A 14,217-nucleotide genomic window follows, 5' to 3' on the forward strand; every position below is an offset into this window, starting at 1 on the left:
GTGGAACAGAAGAAGGACGCGGCTCTGCGGTCGGACGCCCAGCGCAACCGCGAGCGCATCCTCGAAGTGGCCGTGGTCGAGCTGACACAGTGCCCGAACGCCTCGCTGAGCGCGATCGCCAAGAAGGCGGGAGTCGGACAGGGCACGTTCTACCGCAACTTCCCCAACCGCGGGGCCCTGGTCCTGGAGATCTACCGCTACGAGATGCAGCAGGTCGCCGACACGGCGGCCCAGTTGCTCAAGACGCGGGAACCGGACGTGGCACTGCGCGAGTGGATGGACCGCCTCGCCAGGTTCGCCATGACCAAGGCCGGCCTGGCGGACGCGATACGGCTTGCCACCGGCGGGCCCGGGGGGCCGCCGAAACCGGGGCACACCCCGGTGACCTCAGCGGCCGGCCTACTGCTCCGCGCCGGCGAAGAGGCCGGCACTATCCGCCCGGGGGTGACCCCCGACGACTTCCTGCTCGCCATCGCCGGTCTCTGGCAGATCGACCCGCACTCGGACTGGCAGCCGCGCACCACCCGGCTGATGGACCTGGTCATGGACGGACTGCGGGCGGGCGCACCGGGGCGGTGACCGCCGGCCGGCCTCCCGGCGGGCACGCGGTCAGGACATGCGGACGCCCGGGAACCGTACGCGACCGGTTCCCGGGCAGCCGTGCGGCAGCCGGCCGCTGATCAGCCTTCGGTCAGCTGCTTCAGCGCCACGTTGAGTTCCAGGACGTTGACCCGGGGCTCCCCGATGAAGCCGAGCGTGCGGCCGGTGGTGTGGTCGGCGACCAGCCGGTCGACCCGCGCCACCGTGAGGTGGTTGCGCGCGGCGATCCGGTGCACCTGGAGCTTCGCGTACAGCGGGGAGATGTCCGGGTCGAGACCGGAGGCGGACGAGGTGACGGCGTCGGCCGGCACGTCGGACGGCCGTACCCGGTATCCGGCGGTCGAATTGTCCTTGACGACGGCGGACTTGGCGTCCTTGACCCACTTGATCAGTTCGGCGCTGTCCCCTGACCGGTTGGTCGCGCCGGACACCAGCAGCTTGTACTGGGTGTTGACGGTGTTGGTGCCCAGCCCGTTGGAGGGGCGCGGCTGGAACCACCTGAGGTCGGGCGCCGGGGTCTGCTGCCCCTTCCTCAGCGGCAGCGGGTAGCTCTGCCCGATGAGGGAGGAGCCGACGACCTTGCCACCGGACTTGATCTCCGAGCCATTGGCCTGATGGCCCATGACCGCCTGGGCGACGCCGGTCACGGCGAGCGGGTAGATCACACCGCAGACGACGGTGAGTACGAGCAGGGCGCGCAGACCGGCCCAGAGCAGACGGCCCGTTCCGCTCACGGAGTTGTTCATGATGGTCACCCGATGCCAGGTATGAGGGAGATGAGCAGGTCGATGATCTTGATGCCGATGAACGGTGCGACCAGGCCGCCGAGCCCGTAGATCCCGAGGTTGCGGCGGAGCATCCGGTCGGCGCCGGCCGGCCTGTACCGCACGCCCTTCAGCGCCAGCGGCACCAGCGCGACGATGACCAGCGCGTTGAAGACGACGGCCGACAGGATCGCGGTCTCGGGCGACGAGAGACGCATGATGTTCAGCTTGTCGAGGCTCGGGTACGCCACCGCGAACATCGCGGGGATGATCGCGAAGTACTTGGCGACGTCGTTGGCGATCGAGAACGTCGTCAGCGCACCCCGGGTGATGAGCAGTTGCTTGCCGATCTCGACGATCTCGATCAGCTTGGTGGGGTTGGAGTCCAGGTCCACCATGTTCCCGGCCTCCTTGGCCGCCGACGTCCCCGTGTTCATGGCCACCCCGACGTCCGCCTGAGCCAGCGCCGGGGCGTCGTTCGTCCCGTCACCGGTCATCGCGACGAGCTTGCCGCCGGCCTGCTCGCGCTTGATCAGCGCCATCTTGTCCTCGGGGGTGGCCTCGGCGAGGAAGTCGTCGACACCGGCCTCCTGGGCGATGGCCCTGGCCGTCAGCGGGTTGTCGCCCGTGATCATGACGGTCCTGATGCCCATCCGGCGCAGCTCGCCGAACCGCTCCCGCATGCCTTCCTTGACGACGTCCTTGAGGTGGATGACACCGAGCACCCGGGCGCACTCGCCGTCCTCGACGGCGACGAGCAGTGGGGTGCCGCCCGCCTCAGAGATCGCGTCGGTGAGCGTCTGCGCGTCCTCGGAGGCCTGACCGCCGTTCTCCCTGACCCAGGCCACCACGGAGCCGCTCGCGCCCTTGCGGATCCGGCGGCCGCCGGTGTCCACGCCCGACATCCGGGTCTGGGCGGTGAAGGAGATCCAGTCGGCTCCGGTCAGCTCACCGCGGCTGCGCTCGCGCAGCCCGTACTTCTCCTTGGCGAGTACGACGACCGAGCGGCCCTCCGGCGTCTCGTCGGCCAGCGATGAGAGCTGCGCCGCGTCGGCGAGTACGGCCTCGGTGACACCCCTGACCGGGACGAACGCGGCGGCCTGCCGGTTGCCGAGGGTGATGGTGCCGGTCTTGTCGAGCAGCAGGGTCGACACGTCGCCCGCGGCCTCGACCGCGCGTCCGGACATGGCCAGCACATTGCGCTGTACGAGCCGGTCCATGCCCGCGATGCCGATAGCAGAGAGCAGCGCCCCGATGGTGGTCGGGATCAGGCAGACCAGCAGTGCGGTGAGCACGGTCATCGACTGCTTCGCACCGGCGTACGCCGCGAACGGCTGGAGGGTCACGACCGCCAGCAGGAAGACGATGGTGAGCGAGGCGAGCAGGATGTTCAGCGCGATCTCGTTGGGCGTCTTCTGCCGGGCGGCGCCCTCGACCAGCTTGATCATCCGGTCGATGAAGGTATCGCCGGGCTTGGTCGTGATCTTGACGACGATCCGGTCGGACAGCACCTTCGTACCGCCGGTGACGGCCGAGCGGTCACCGCCCGACTCCCTGATGACGGGGGCCGATTCACCGGTGATCGCGGACTCGTCGACCGAGGCCACCCCTTCGACGACGTCGCCGTCCCCGGGGATGGTGTCACCGGCTTCGCAGACCACCAGATCGCCGATGCGCAGCGCCGTACCGGGCACCTGCTCCTCCACGGCGCCGTCCAGCCGCCGGGCGACGGTGTCGCTCTTGGCCCTGCGGAGCGTGTCGGCCTGGGCCTTGCCTCGGCCCTCGGCCACCGCCTCCGCCAGATTGGCGAAGACCGTGGTCAGCCAGAGCCAGCCGGCGATGGCCCAGTCGAACCAGTCGCCGGGCTCCTTGAGGGCGAACCCCGTGGTGACGACGGAGCCGACCTCGACCACGAACATCACGGGCGACTTGACCATGATCCGCGGGTCGAGTTTGCGCAGCGCGTCGGGGAAGGACCTGAGCAGCTGCCGGGGGTCGAACAGACCGCTTCCGGCGCGGCCTTCGGGCTTCGGGCCCTGCGCCGGGTCCCGGTGCGGGACGCGAGCCGGGGTGAGGGTACTCATGACGCCAGCCCTTCTGCGAGCGGGCCCAGCGCGAGCGCCGGGAAGTAGGTCAGACCAGCGATGATCAGGATCGTGCCGACGAGGAGCCCGGCGAAGAGCGGCTTGTCGGTACGGAGGGTCCCGGAGGTCTCAGGTATCCGGCGCTGCCCGGCGAGCGAGCCCGCCAGCGCCAGGACGAACACCATGGGCACGAAGCGGCCGAGCAGCATGGCCAGCCCGATGGTGGTGTTGAACCACTGGGTGTCGGCGCCGAGTCCGGCGAAGGCCGAGCCGTTGTTGTTGGCGCCGGACGTGTAGGCGTAGAGGATCTCCGAGAAGCCGTGCGCCCCGGAGTTGGTCATCGAGTGGCCGGGGGTCGGGAGGGCCATCGCGGCCGCGGTGAAGCAGAGCACCAGCGCCGGGGTGACGAGGATGTAGCAGGCCGCGAACTTGATCTCGCGTACGCCGATCTTCTTGCCCAGGTACTCGGGGGTGCGGCCGACCATCAGGCCCGCGATGAACACCGCGATGACCGCCATGATCAGCATCCCGTAGAGGCCGGAGCCGACGCCGCCGGGAGCGATCTCGCCGAGCTGCATACCGAGCATCGTGATGCCGCCGCCGAAGCCGGTGAAGGACGAGTGGAAGGAGTTGACCGCGCCGGTCGAGGTGAGCGTGGTCGCCACCGAGAAGATCGACGAGCCGCCGATCCCGAAGCGGGTCTCCTTGCCCTCCATGGCGCCGCCCGCGATGTCGAAGGCGGGGCCGCCGTGGTGGAACTCGGTCCACATCATCAGGGCGGTGAAGGCGGTCCAGATGGTCACCATCGTCGCCAGGATCGCGTAGCCCTGCTTGAGGGAGCCCGCCATCCGGCCGAAGGTGCGTGTCATCGCGAAGGGGATGACCAGGATCAGGAAGACCTCAAGGAGGTTGGAGAGACCGTTGGGGTTCTCGAAGGGGTGGGCGGAGTTGGCGTTGAAGTAGCCGCCCCCGTTGGTGCCCAGCTCCTTGATGGCCTCCTGCGAGGCGACGGCGCCACCGTTCCACTGCTGCGATCCGCCGCCGAACTGGCCGACCTCGTGGATCCCCGCGAAGTTCTGGATGACGCCGCAGGCCACCAGGACCAGCGCGCCGACGACGGCGACGGGAAGCAGGATCCGGACGGTGCCGCGGACCAGGTCGGCCCAGAAGTTGCCCAGTTCACCGCTGCCGGACGCGGTGGTACGGGAGCGGGCGAAGCCCCGTACGAGGGCGATCGCGACGGCCATGCCGACGGCGGCCGAGACGAAGTTCTGCACCGCGAGGCCGCCGGTCTGCACGACGTGGCCCATGGCCTGCTCGCCCGAGTAGGACTGCCAGTTGGTGTTGGCGACGAAGGAGGCGGCGGTGTTGAACGCCTGGTCCGGGTCGATCGACCGGAAGCCGAGCGAGCCGGGCAGACCGCCCTGCACCCGCTGGAGCAGATAGAGAAAGAGGATGCTCACCAGGGAGAAGGCGAGGACCCCGCGGAGGTACGCCGGCCAGCGCATCGCGGAGTCGGGGTTGGCGCCGATGGCCTTGTAGATCCACTTCTCGACCCGCAGATGCCGGTCGGAGGAGTAGACGCGGGCCATGAAGTCGCCGAGCGGTCGGTAGACCAGACCAAGCGCCACGATGAGCGCGAGCATCTGGAGCACACCGGCGAGGACGGGGCTCATCAGGCTCAGAACCTCTCCGGGTGGACGAGGGCGAGGACGAGATAGCCCAGCAGGGCGACGGCCACCACGAGGCCGGTCACCGCTTCCACGGCAGAACCGGTCACAGCTTCGACACCCCCTTGGCGATGAGCGCCACCAGCGCGAGGACCGCGACCATGGTGACGACGAAGGCCACATCGGCCATCGTGAGCTCCTGAAACGGTTCGAGGATTCGGAAGAACGGACTCCCTGAGCAAACCCCCTCGAACGGCGTGTCAGCCGTCCGTTGACGCCACCCATACGGCGATCGTCCCGCCCTTGACGCGATCCCTACGCCTCGGCCTGTGACCGGGCCCCCGCAGCTGTGACCAGCAGAAAGGCCGGTGGCCCGCACCCCCGTCGGGGAGTGCGGGCCACCGGCCCTGCTGTGCTGTGTTCAAGGCTGTCCGTGCCTGCGGTTCAGCGCACCTCGGTGATCTCCGGGCCGCGCTGGAGCTGCCCCATGCCACCGGAGAAACGCGAGCCCTCCTGGTCCTCCTGCTGGACGCCGTCGGGCATCATCTGGGCGTCGTCCGGCAGCTTGAGAACGATCGGGTCCCGGGGGGCCATCGGCCCCTCACCGCGGACGACCACGGTGTCCCGGAAGATCTGCTCCAGTACCCCGGCCGCCTCGGGCTGGACAGCGCCCTGCCCCGAGATGACACCGCGCAGGAACCACCGCGGCCCGTCGACGCCGACGAAGCGCACCAGCTGCACGCCGTTCGTACCGTCCGGGAGCTGGACGGGCACCTGAGCCCGCAGCTCCCAGCCGAGCGGGCCCTCGACCTCGTCGATGATGCCGCCCTGCTGGGTGATGCCCGAGGCGATCTCCTCGCGCACCTCACCCCAGATGCCTTCCTTCTTCGGTGCCGCGAAGCCCTGGAGCTGGACGGCACTGTCGCGCAGGACGACCGTGGCCGCGACGATCGCGTCGCCCGCGACCTCGACGCGCAGCTCCATGCCCTCGACTCCGGGGACGAACAGACCGCCGAGGTCCACCCGCCCCTCGGCCGCCTCACGGACCTCGGAGATGTCCCAGGGGCCGTCGGGCCGCGGGGCGGGGGGCAGGCCGGACCTGTGTGCCCCGCTCACCTCTGCCGACTCATCGCTCCCGGCGCCGGCGCCGTCGTCGAACTGCCCGGCCTCGCCCGTCGCGTCCTCGTCGGAACCGCTGTTCTTGCGACGTCCGAACACGTCACTGTCCTTCCCGGTCGGATACGACCGATGCGTATCGATTCCCACCCTGTGGCCCGCCCACAGCGGCATGTCCGCCGGTGGACCCGAAGCCCCCTCCGGCCCGTGCCGAGCCGGGAAGCTCCGCCACCTCGTGGAAGCGCACCTTCTCGACCTGCTGTACTACCAGCTGGGCGATCCGGTCGAAGCGCTCGAACCGCACCGTCTCGCGCGGATCGAGATTGACCACGATCACCTTGATCTCTCCACGGTACCCGGCATCGACCGTCCCCGGGGCATTCACCAGGGCAACCCCGCAGCGGGCCGCGAGCCCCGAGCGCGGGTGCACGAAGGCGGCGTACCCGTCGGGCAGCGCCACCGAGATCCCGGTGGGCAGCACGGTCCGCTCCCCCGGCGCCAGCTCGGCGGCCTCGGTGGTCACCAGATCGGCGCCCGCGTCGCCCGGGTGCCCGTAAGCGGGGAGCGGCACGTCGGGGTCGACACGGCGGATCAGTACGTCTACAGGAGTACGGCTCATGGGTTCACCTCGAAGGCGCGGGCGCGCTTGATCTGGTCGGGATCGTCCATCGCTGCCCGGATCTCCTCCGGCCGCCCGTTCTCGGTGAAGTGCTCGACCTTGACCTCGATGAACAGGCCCTCGGCGCGGACCGCGACAGGCCCGTCCGGGCCGCCGATCCGGCCGGTCGCCGTGGAGTAGATCTTCCGGCCGCTCACCGCGGTGACCTGGGCGTCCAGATGGAGCGCGGTGCCCACCGGGACGGGCCGTACGAAGTCGGTCTCCAGTCGGCCGGTCACCGCGATGACCCGCAGCAGCCAGTTCAGCGAGCCGAGCGTCTCGTCGAGCGCGGACGTCAGCACACCGCCGTGCGCGAGGCCCGGAGCGCCCTGATGGGCGGGCTTCACGGTGAACTCGGCGGTGACGCTCACACCTTCGCCGGCCCGCGCCTGGAGGTGCAGCCCGTGCGGCTGTCCCTCGCCGCAGCCGAAACAGTGCGCGTAGTGCGCTCCGAGCAGCTCTCCGGGGGCCGGGGCATCGTGGTGGCGCACGGGCGCTATGGCGTCGGCCGGGGGCGTCAGAGCTGAAGATGTTCGTGTCACAGCCGCAGACATTACCCGCGCGGCAACGCGGGGACGGCACCATGCCAAGCTTGGCTTTATGCAGCCTTACGAAGAACGTCTCACCGCGCCCCGTTCCTGGTGGCTTATCGCCCTGCTCGTCGGGTTCGCGGGCGCGCTGATCACCCTGCCGCTCGGCACGCTGCCGATGCTCGGCGGCCTGGTCGGCGGGGCGGCGGTGGCAGGCATCATCGTGAGTTCGTACGGCTCGGTGCGCATCCGGGTCGTGGCGGGCTCGCTCGTCGCGGGCGACGCGAAGATCCCGCTGTCCGCGCTGGGCGAGGCCACGGTGCTGGATGCCGAGGAGACGGTCGCCTGGCGCTCGTACAAGGCCGATCCGCGCGCCTTCATGCTGATGCGCAGCTATGTGCGCACGGCCGTGCGGGTGGAGATCACGGATCCGGCGGACCCGACGCCGTACGCCTATCTCTCGACCCGCAACCCGGAGTCGCTCAGGACGGCGCTGACCGCGGTGCCCGCCGCCCAGGACTGACGGCCGCGGGCCGTCAGAGCCCCTTCTTGGTCTTCCCGCCGGGAAGTTCCTTGGGCTGCTGCAGCGGTGGCAGCTCGGGGAGGGCGTCCCAGGGGACCTGGCGCTTGCGCATGTCCTTGCGCACCTTGTCGGCGAGTTTCCTGGTGTCCCGGCGGTTCATCACGGCGCCGACGGTGGCTCCCACCATGAACGGCATCAGGTTCGGCAGGTCGCGGACCGTGCGCTTCATGATCTGCTGGCGCATTTCGCGCTTCATCTGGCCGCCGAGCGCGGTGAACGTGGCCGGCTTGGTGATGTCGAAGCCCCGCTCGCCCGACCACGCGTGCAGATAGGCGGTGGAGCGGTCCTTGAGGCCGCCCGGCGGGCGCATCCCGTAGACCTCGTGCAGTTCGGCGATGAGCTTCAGCTCGATCGCGGCGACCCCGGTGATCTCCGCGGCGATCTCGGCCGGCATGGCGAGCGGTACGGGGAGCATCGCAGCCGCTCCGATGCCCGCGCCGACGGTGGACGTCGCGTTGGCCGCGCCCGCGACGAGCCGGTCGGCGATCTCCTCCGGGCCGAGACCGGGAAAGTGCTTGCGCAGCGTCGTGAGGTCGCGGACCGGGATCCGGGGTGCGATGTCGATGATGCGGTCGGTGATGTACGCGAACCCCGCCTTCGCGCCGTCGCCGCCCTTCTGGATGCCCTGCTGTATCCCGTGCTGTATGCCGTGACCGATAGCGCCCAGCCGACGGGCCCGGGTCATGGGTCCGTCCTGCACGCCCTGTGCCACCGCGGCGAAGGGCGCCGCTTCGTCGAGCGAGGCCGGGAGGCCCCGCTCGTCGTCACGTGCGCTGCTGACGAGCGCGCTCGCCCCGTGGTCGTCCTCCTCCGGGGGCCGGAGGGCGAGGGGCTCGGCGGGTGCTTCCGCACCTTCTGCCGGGCCCGTGCCGCCCTGCTGGTCCTCGGGGGAACCCTTCCGCCGGAAGCGTCGCTTCCGGGACGGTTTCGCGCCTGCCACTACCGACTGCCTCAGTCGCAGTCGCGGCAGATGGGCTGGCCGTTCTTCTCGCGCGCCAGCTGACTGCGGTGGTGCACGAGGAAGCAGCTCATGCAGGTGAACTCGTCGGCCTGCCGGGGCAGCACCCGGACCGACAGCTCTTCGTTGGACAGGTCGGCGCCGGGCAGCTCAAGGCCCTCGGCCTGCTCGAACTCGTCGACGTCGACAGCAGCCGTCGACTTGTCGTTCCGACGTGCCTTGAGCTCTTCCAGGCTGTCCTGGTCGCTGTCGTCGTCGGTCTTGCGTGGAGTGTCGTAATCCGTAGCCATGTCGCGCTCTCCCCCTCTGGGTATTTGCGGTGTCTCCAGCGCACGTAACGCGTGAGAGGCCGGACTTGTGCCCGACCCGAGGCGGAGATTTTGCCTCACATCAAGGTCTGTTACTCAATCGACACCCAACCGGATCCCTGGGGAGAGATCGATTTGGATGGCGATCGGGACCGTACACGGTCCCGGGGTAGTGCTTTGCGGGCACCACCCGTGTACTTCCCGTGATCGCACCCCCTGGAAACCCAGGGTTTTCCCGGGTTTTCGGGGATTTGGGGATCACGGAGAGTAGGTAGACGGAAATCGGTCCTGTGATGGATCGCACATCCGTCTCACAGGAACGCGTCCCCGAAAATTCCGCGCAAAGCGAACATCCGGCCTACCCCCGCCGACCGGCTCAGACAGGCAACGTGACACGCATCACGAGGCCACCGCCCTCGCGGGGCTCCGCGATGATACGGCCTCCGTGGGCGCGGGCAACCGAGCGCGCGATGGACAGACCGAGCCCGACGCCCTTGTCGCTGCCGGTCCGCTCGGTGCGCAGGCGTCTGAACGGCTCGAAGAGGTTGTCAATCTCGTAAGCGGGAACCACGGGACCCGTGTTCGAGACCACCAGCAGCGCCTGGCCGGGCTGCAGTTCGGTGGTGACCTCCACCCAGCCGTCCTCCGCGACGTTGTAGCGCACGGCGTTCTGGACGAGGTTGAGGGCGATGCGCTCCAGCAGGATGCCATTGCCCTGGACGACCGCCGGCGACTGCTCTCCACGGATCTCCACCCCTCTCGTTGCGGCCTCCGCGAGGGTCTGGTCGATGGCGCGGGTGGCGACCTCGGCCAGGTCGACCGGTTTCCGCTCGACGATCTGGTTGTCGCTGCGGGCGAGCAGCAGCAGCCCCTCGACCAGCTGCTCGCTGCGCTCGTTGGTGGCCAGCAGCGTCTTGCCGAGCTGGGTGAGCTCGACGGGCGCACCCGGGTCGGAGAGGTGCACCTCCAGAAGCGTGCGGTTGATGGCCAGCGGTGTGCGGAGTTCGTGCGACGCGTTGGCGACGAACCGCTGCTGAGCGGTGAAGGCCCGCTCCAGCCGGTCGAGCATCTCGTCGAAGGTGTCGGCGAGCTCCTTGAGCTCGTCGTCCGGGCCGTCCAGCTCGATCCGCCGGGTCAGGTCCGTACCGGCCACGCGGCGGGCCGTACGGGTCATCCTGCCGAGCGGGGACAGCACCCGGCCGGCCACCGCGTAGCCGAAGGCGAACGCGATGATGCTGAGGCCGACCAGGGCGTACAGCGACCGGGCCAGCAGGTGGTCGAGTGCCTGCTGGCGCTGGTGGTTGACGCAGGAGTTCATGGCCTGGTTGAACTGGTCCGCGGAACCACCGTTGGTGGGCAGGTTGCACACTCCGCTGGTGACCTGACCCGAGACGATCTTGAAAGGCAGCTGGCCGCCGACGTTGAGCGCCTGCGCCGCCAGCATGTAGATGATGGTCAGCAGCAGGATCCCGGCGATCAGGAACATCCCGCCGTACAGCAGCGTCAGGCGTATCCGGATGGTCGGCCGCAGCAGCGGGGAGAGGGACTCCGAGCTCTTCGGGTCCCAGGTCGGTTTGGGCGGCGCCGCGGGCGCCGCCGGGCTGTTGGCCACGGGGCGCTCAGATCCGGTAGCCCGAGCCCGGCACGGTCACGATGACCGGAGGCTCACCGAGCTTGCGGCGCAGTGTCATGACGGTCACCCGTACGACGTTGGTGAAGGGATCGGTGTTCTCGTCCCAGGCCTTCTCCAGGAGCTGCTCGGCCGAGACGACCGCGCCCTCGCTGCGCATCAGCACTTCGAGCACGGCGAACTCCTTGGGGGCCAGCTGGATCTCGCGGCCCTCCCGGAAGACCTCGCGGCGGTTGGGGTCCAGCTTGATGCCGGCCCGCTCCAGAACCGGCGGCAGGGCGACCGTCGTACGGCGCCCGAGTGCCCGGACCCGCGCGGTCAGCTCGGTGAACGCGAAAGGCTTCGGCAGATAGTCGTCCGCGCCGAGCTCCAGGCCCTCCACGCGGTCGCTGACGTCGCCCGAAGCGGTGAGCATCAGCACCCGGGTGGGCATACCGAGTTCGACGATCTTGCGGCAGACGTCGTCGCCGTGGATCACCGGCAGGTCCCTGTCGAGGACCACGACGTCGTAGTCGTTGACCCCGATCCGCTCCAGGGCCGCGGCGCCGTCGTACACGACGTCGACGGCCATGGCCTCCCGGCGAAGTCCGGTGGCCACCGCATCGGCGAGCAGCTGCTCGTCCTCGACGACGAGTACGCGCACGGCGCTTGTCCTTCCGTTACAGCCCGTGTCCGGGCAGGTCCTGCAGGGGGGTGTGCACTTCTGTGTACTTCCATCCTGCCCCGTACGGCCATAAACCGGCTGTAAGGCAGTGCTCGGCAGCGGTCCCCGGGGAATTCAGGGATTCCCGGTGCGGTTGAGGTTTCTCTGAGGCAGAGCAAGGGGAGGACGACTGCACACCCGCCGATCACGCCCTGTACGGGGCGCGCCACACCCCGCTCCGAGACCACCGGGGCGCGTGATCAGTTGACAACCCCCGGCACACCCCCGTGCCACCGACCCACGACGAGGGGGCGCACCCATGGACGCATTCACCGCAGGTCTGCTGCAGCGTATAAAGGCCACCCAGACCGACCTGACGCGTGCCCGCGAGTCCGGCGACGACTTCCTGGCGGAGGTCGAGCAGGGCGAGCTGGACGATCTTCACCGCCTCGCGGCCGAACACGGCGTGGCGGTCGAGCCCGCCCTGACAGCCGAGTGCGGCGCGGACATCCGCACCGCGGCTGCCTGACCAAGTACAGCGCGTCCACGAGGCCCCCGGCACCGTTCCAGGTGCCGGGGGCCTCGTACGTGCTCAGTCGTGCCAGGCGCCGTACTGCTCCAGCAGCGCCTGGAGCGGTTCGAAGACGCCGGGTGACGCGGCGACCGTCAGGTCGTCCGTCGGGCGCTCTCCCGGCCGCCCACCGGTCAGTGCGCCCGCCTCGCGGGCGATCAGGTCACCGGCCGCCCGGTCCCAGGGGTGCAGCCCCCGCTCGTAGTAGCCGTCGAGCCGGCCGGCGGCCACGTCGCAGAGGTCGATGGCCGCCGAGCCGCCGCGCCGGATGTCCCGCAACTGCGGGATCAGCCGCTGGGCCACGGCCGCCTGGTGGGTGCGCACGGTCGTGACGTAGTTGAAGCCGGTCGACACCAGCGCCTGGTCGAGCGGGGGCGCGGGCCTGCACCGCAGCCGCGCGCCGCCGAGGTGGGCACCGCCGCCGCGCACCGCGTGGAACGTCTCGCCGCGCATCGGGGCCGCCACCACCCCAGCGACCGTCTCGCCGTCCTGCTCGGCCGCGATCGAGACGGACCAAGTGGGCAGCCCATAGAGGTAGTTCACGGTTCCGTCCAGCGGGTCGATGACCCATCGGACACCGCTGGTGCCCTCGGAGCTCGCCCCCTCCTCACCCAGGAAGCCGTCGTCGGGACGGAGGCCGGTGAGGTAGCCGGTGATCAGCTTCTCGGCCGCGATGTCCATCTCGGTGACGACGTCGATGGGGCTGGACTTGGTCGCCGCCACCTCCAGGTCGGCGGGGCGCCCGTCCCGCAGCAGCGCCCCGGCGCGCCTCGCGGCCTCCAGGGCCAGTTCGAGCAGTTCGGTGTGGAGCGGATCGGTCACGGTTCTCCGTAGGTTGTTAGGCGGCCCGGGAGGGCCGGGTGTGGCTTATGGTTCTCTGCCTTCAGTGGCTTCGAAGGAGTGGCCGCCCGGCTCTCCGGGGCGCCCTGGCTGCTGATTACGCGTACGGGCTCCGGCTGATTACGCGTAGGGGCTGTCGGCGCCCGCGGCCGCCGGCTTGGCCGTGCGGGCCGGGCAGCAGCCGACCGGGCAGACGTCGTGCGATGCGCCCAGCGCGCCGAGGGCGCAGCGCTCCACGGGGCGGCCCCGCTCGGTGGCCGCCCGCTCCAGCAGGAGGTCGCGTACCGCGGCGGCGAAGCGCGGGTCGGCGCCGACGGTCGCCGACCGTACGGCGGGCAGGCCCAGTTCGGCCGCCTTCGCGACCGCCTCGGTGTCCAGGTCGTACAGGACCTCCATGTGGTCCGACACGAAGCCGATGGGCACCATGACGACCGCGGGCACCCCCGCCCCGTGCAGCTCCGTGAGGTGCTCACAGATGTCCGGTTCCAGCCACGGGGTCTGCGGCGAGCCGCTGCGCGACTGGTAGACGAGCCGCCAGGGGTGGTCGACGCCCGTCTCGGCGCGGACCTTCTCGACGATCACCCGTGCCACGTCCAGGTGCTCGGCGACGTACGCCCCGCCGTCGGGCCCCGAGCTGTCGGCGGCCGCGGTGGGGATGGAGTGCGTGGTGAACGCCAGGTGCGCCCCGGCCCGGACCGCGTCGTCCAGCTCCGCCAGGGACTTCAGGACGCCGTCGGCCATCGGCCCGACGAACCCCGGGTGGTTGAAGTAATGCCGCAGCTTGTCGACCCGCGGCAGTTCCAGGCCCTCCGCCTCCAGCGTGGCCAGCGCCCCCGCGAGGTCCTCGCGGTACTGGCGGCAGCCGGAGTACGAGGCGTACGCGCTGGTGGCCAGGACGGCGATACGGCGGTGCCCGTCGGCGGTCATCTCCCGCAGGGTGTCGGTCAGGTACGGCGCCCAGTTGCGGTTGCCCCAGTACACCGGCAGGTCGAGACCGTGCCCGGCGAAGTCCTTGCGGAGCGCGTCGAGGAGGGCCCGGTTCTGGCCGTTGATGGGGCTGACCCCGTCGAACAGGAAGTAGTGCTGTCCCACCTCCTTGAGCCGTTCCTTCGGGATGCCGCGGCCGCGGGTCACGTTCTCCAGGAACGGGACCACGTCGTCCGGGCCCTCGGGACCGCCGAAGGAGAGCAGCAGGAGGGCGTCGTAGGGAGCTGGATCACGCTGATCGGACATGCCCCAGATCCTGCCACCCGGGTCCGACA

At 70.1% G+C, this 14,217-nt stretch carries 16 protein-coding genes; 3 read left to right on the forward strand and 13 right to left on the reverse strand.

The features are described 5' to 3' along the window. Entirely contained in the window at positions 1-579 is a 579-nt protein-coding gene (locus OG452_RS07355; RefSeq protein WP_327294815.1) for a TetR/AcrR family transcriptional regulator, read from the forward strand. A gap of 101 nt (positions 580-680) precedes the next feature. Here OG452_RS07355 and OG452_RS07360 read toward each other — a convergent pair whose 3' ends face one another. From OG452_RS07360 to OG452_RS07390, 7 genes are all read right to left on the reverse strand, one after another. Continuing rightward, positions 681-1,346, reverse strand: a complete 666-nt coding sequence (locus tag OG452_RS07360; protein WP_327294816.1) for a potassium-transporting ATPase subunit C — start codon at positions 1,344-1,346, stop codon at positions 681-683. 5 nt (positions 1,347-1,351) lie between these two features. After that, positions 1,352-3,448 (reverse strand): potassium-transporting ATPase subunit KdpB, encoded by a 2,097-nt coding sequence (kdpB, locus tag OG452_RS07365; protein ID WP_327294817.1) that lies wholly within the window; start codon positions 3,446-3,448, stop codon positions 1,352-1,354. After that, entirely contained in the window at positions 3,445-5,124 is a 1,680-nt protein-coding gene (kdpA, locus tag OG452_RS07370) for a potassium-transporting ATPase subunit KdpA (protein WP_327294818.1), read from the reverse strand. Before kdpA ends, kdpB begins: the two co-directional genes overlap by 4 nt. Before the next feature lie 5 nt (positions 5,125-5,129). Continuing rightward, the gene (gene kdpF, locus OG452_RS07375; RefSeq protein WP_327299540.1) at positions 5,130-5,213 is read right to left on the reverse strand and encodes a K(+)-transporting ATPase subunit F; all 84 of its coding nucleotides are present in this window, start codon (positions 5,211-5,213) and stop codon (positions 5,130-5,132) included. Between the two features lie 349 nt (positions 5,214-5,562). Next, positions 5,563-6,336 (reverse strand): DUF3710 domain-containing protein, encoded by a 774-nt coding sequence (locus OG452_RS07380; protein WP_327294819.1) that lies wholly within the window; start codon positions 6,334-6,336, stop codon positions 5,563-5,565. 1 nt (position 6,337) lies between these two features. Further along, positions 6,338-6,853: a dUTP diphosphatase gene (dut, locus tag OG452_RS07385; RefSeq protein ID WP_327294820.1), complete on the reverse strand. Its 516-nt coding sequence runs from the start codon at positions 6,851-6,853 to the stop codon at positions 6,338-6,340. Then, on the reverse strand, positions 6,850-7,434 hold the full coding sequence (locus OG452_RS07390) for a PaaI family thioesterase (RefSeq protein WP_327294821.1): 585 nt from the start codon (positions 7,432-7,434) through the stop codon (positions 6,850-6,852). The genes dut and OG452_RS07390 overlap by 4 nt, the downstream gene beginning before the upstream one ends. A gap of 58 nt (positions 7,435-7,492) precedes the next feature. Here OG452_RS07390 and OG452_RS07395 point away from each other — a divergent pair, with 58 nt between their 5' ends. Next, positions 7,493-7,945, forward strand: coding sequence for a DUF3093 domain-containing protein (locus tag OG452_RS07395; protein ID WP_327294822.1), 453 nt, complete (start codon positions 7,493-7,495; stop codon positions 7,943-7,945). A 13-nt stretch (positions 7,946-7,958) separates the two neighbouring features. Here OG452_RS07395 and OG452_RS07400 read toward each other — a convergent pair whose 3' ends face one another. From OG452_RS07400 to OG452_RS07415, 4 genes are all read right to left on the reverse strand, one after another. Continuing rightward, positions 7,959-8,945, reverse strand: a complete 987-nt coding sequence (locus tag OG452_RS07400) for a hypothetical protein (protein ID WP_327294823.1) — start codon at positions 8,943-8,945, stop codon at positions 7,959-7,961. Positions 8,946-8,956: 11 nt separating this feature from the next. Then, on the reverse strand, positions 8,957-9,253 hold the full coding sequence (locus tag OG452_RS07405) for a DUF4193 domain-containing protein (RefSeq protein WP_164260119.1): 297 nt from the start codon (positions 9,251-9,253) through the stop codon (positions 8,957-8,959). A 394-nt stretch (positions 9,254-9,647) separates the two neighbouring features. Beyond that, a complete protein-coding gene (locus OG452_RS07410; protein WP_327294824.1) occupies positions 9,648-10,883 on the reverse strand; it encodes a sensor histidine kinase in 1,236 nt (411 codons plus the stop codon). A gap of 7 nt (positions 10,884-10,890) precedes the next feature. After that, complete coding sequence (locus OG452_RS07415; protein WP_327294825.1) at positions 10,891-11,544, reverse strand: response regulator transcription factor; 654 nt, start codon at positions 11,542-11,544, stop codon at positions 10,891-10,893. 319 nt (positions 11,545-11,863) lie between these two features. Between OG452_RS07415 and OG452_RS07420 the strand changes: the two genes are divergently transcribed. After that, complete coding sequence (locus tag OG452_RS07420; protein ID WP_327294826.1) at positions 11,864-12,073, forward strand: hypothetical protein; 210 nt, start codon at positions 11,864-11,866, stop codon at positions 12,071-12,073. A gap of 63 nt (positions 12,074-12,136) precedes the next feature. On the opposite strand, the gene OG452_RS07425 is transcribed toward OG452_RS07420, so the two are convergent. Both OG452_RS07425 and OG452_RS07430 read right to left on the reverse strand, forming a co-directional pair. Continuing rightward, on the reverse strand, positions 12,137-12,937 hold the full coding sequence (locus tag OG452_RS07425) for an inositol monophosphatase family protein (protein WP_327294827.1): 801 nt from the start codon (positions 12,935-12,937) through the stop codon (positions 12,137-12,139). 138 nt (positions 12,938-13,075) lie between these two features. Further along, positions 13,076-14,188, reverse strand: a complete 1,113-nt coding sequence (locus OG452_RS07430) for a ferrochelatase (protein ID WP_327294828.1) — start codon at positions 14,186-14,188, stop codon at positions 13,076-13,078. Positions 14,189-14,217 lie beyond the last annotated feature (29 nt).

Source organism: Streptomyces sp. NBC_01197 (assembly GCF_036010505.1).
Lineage (GTDB): Bacteria > Actinomycetota > Actinomycetes > Streptomycetales > Streptomycetaceae > Streptomyces.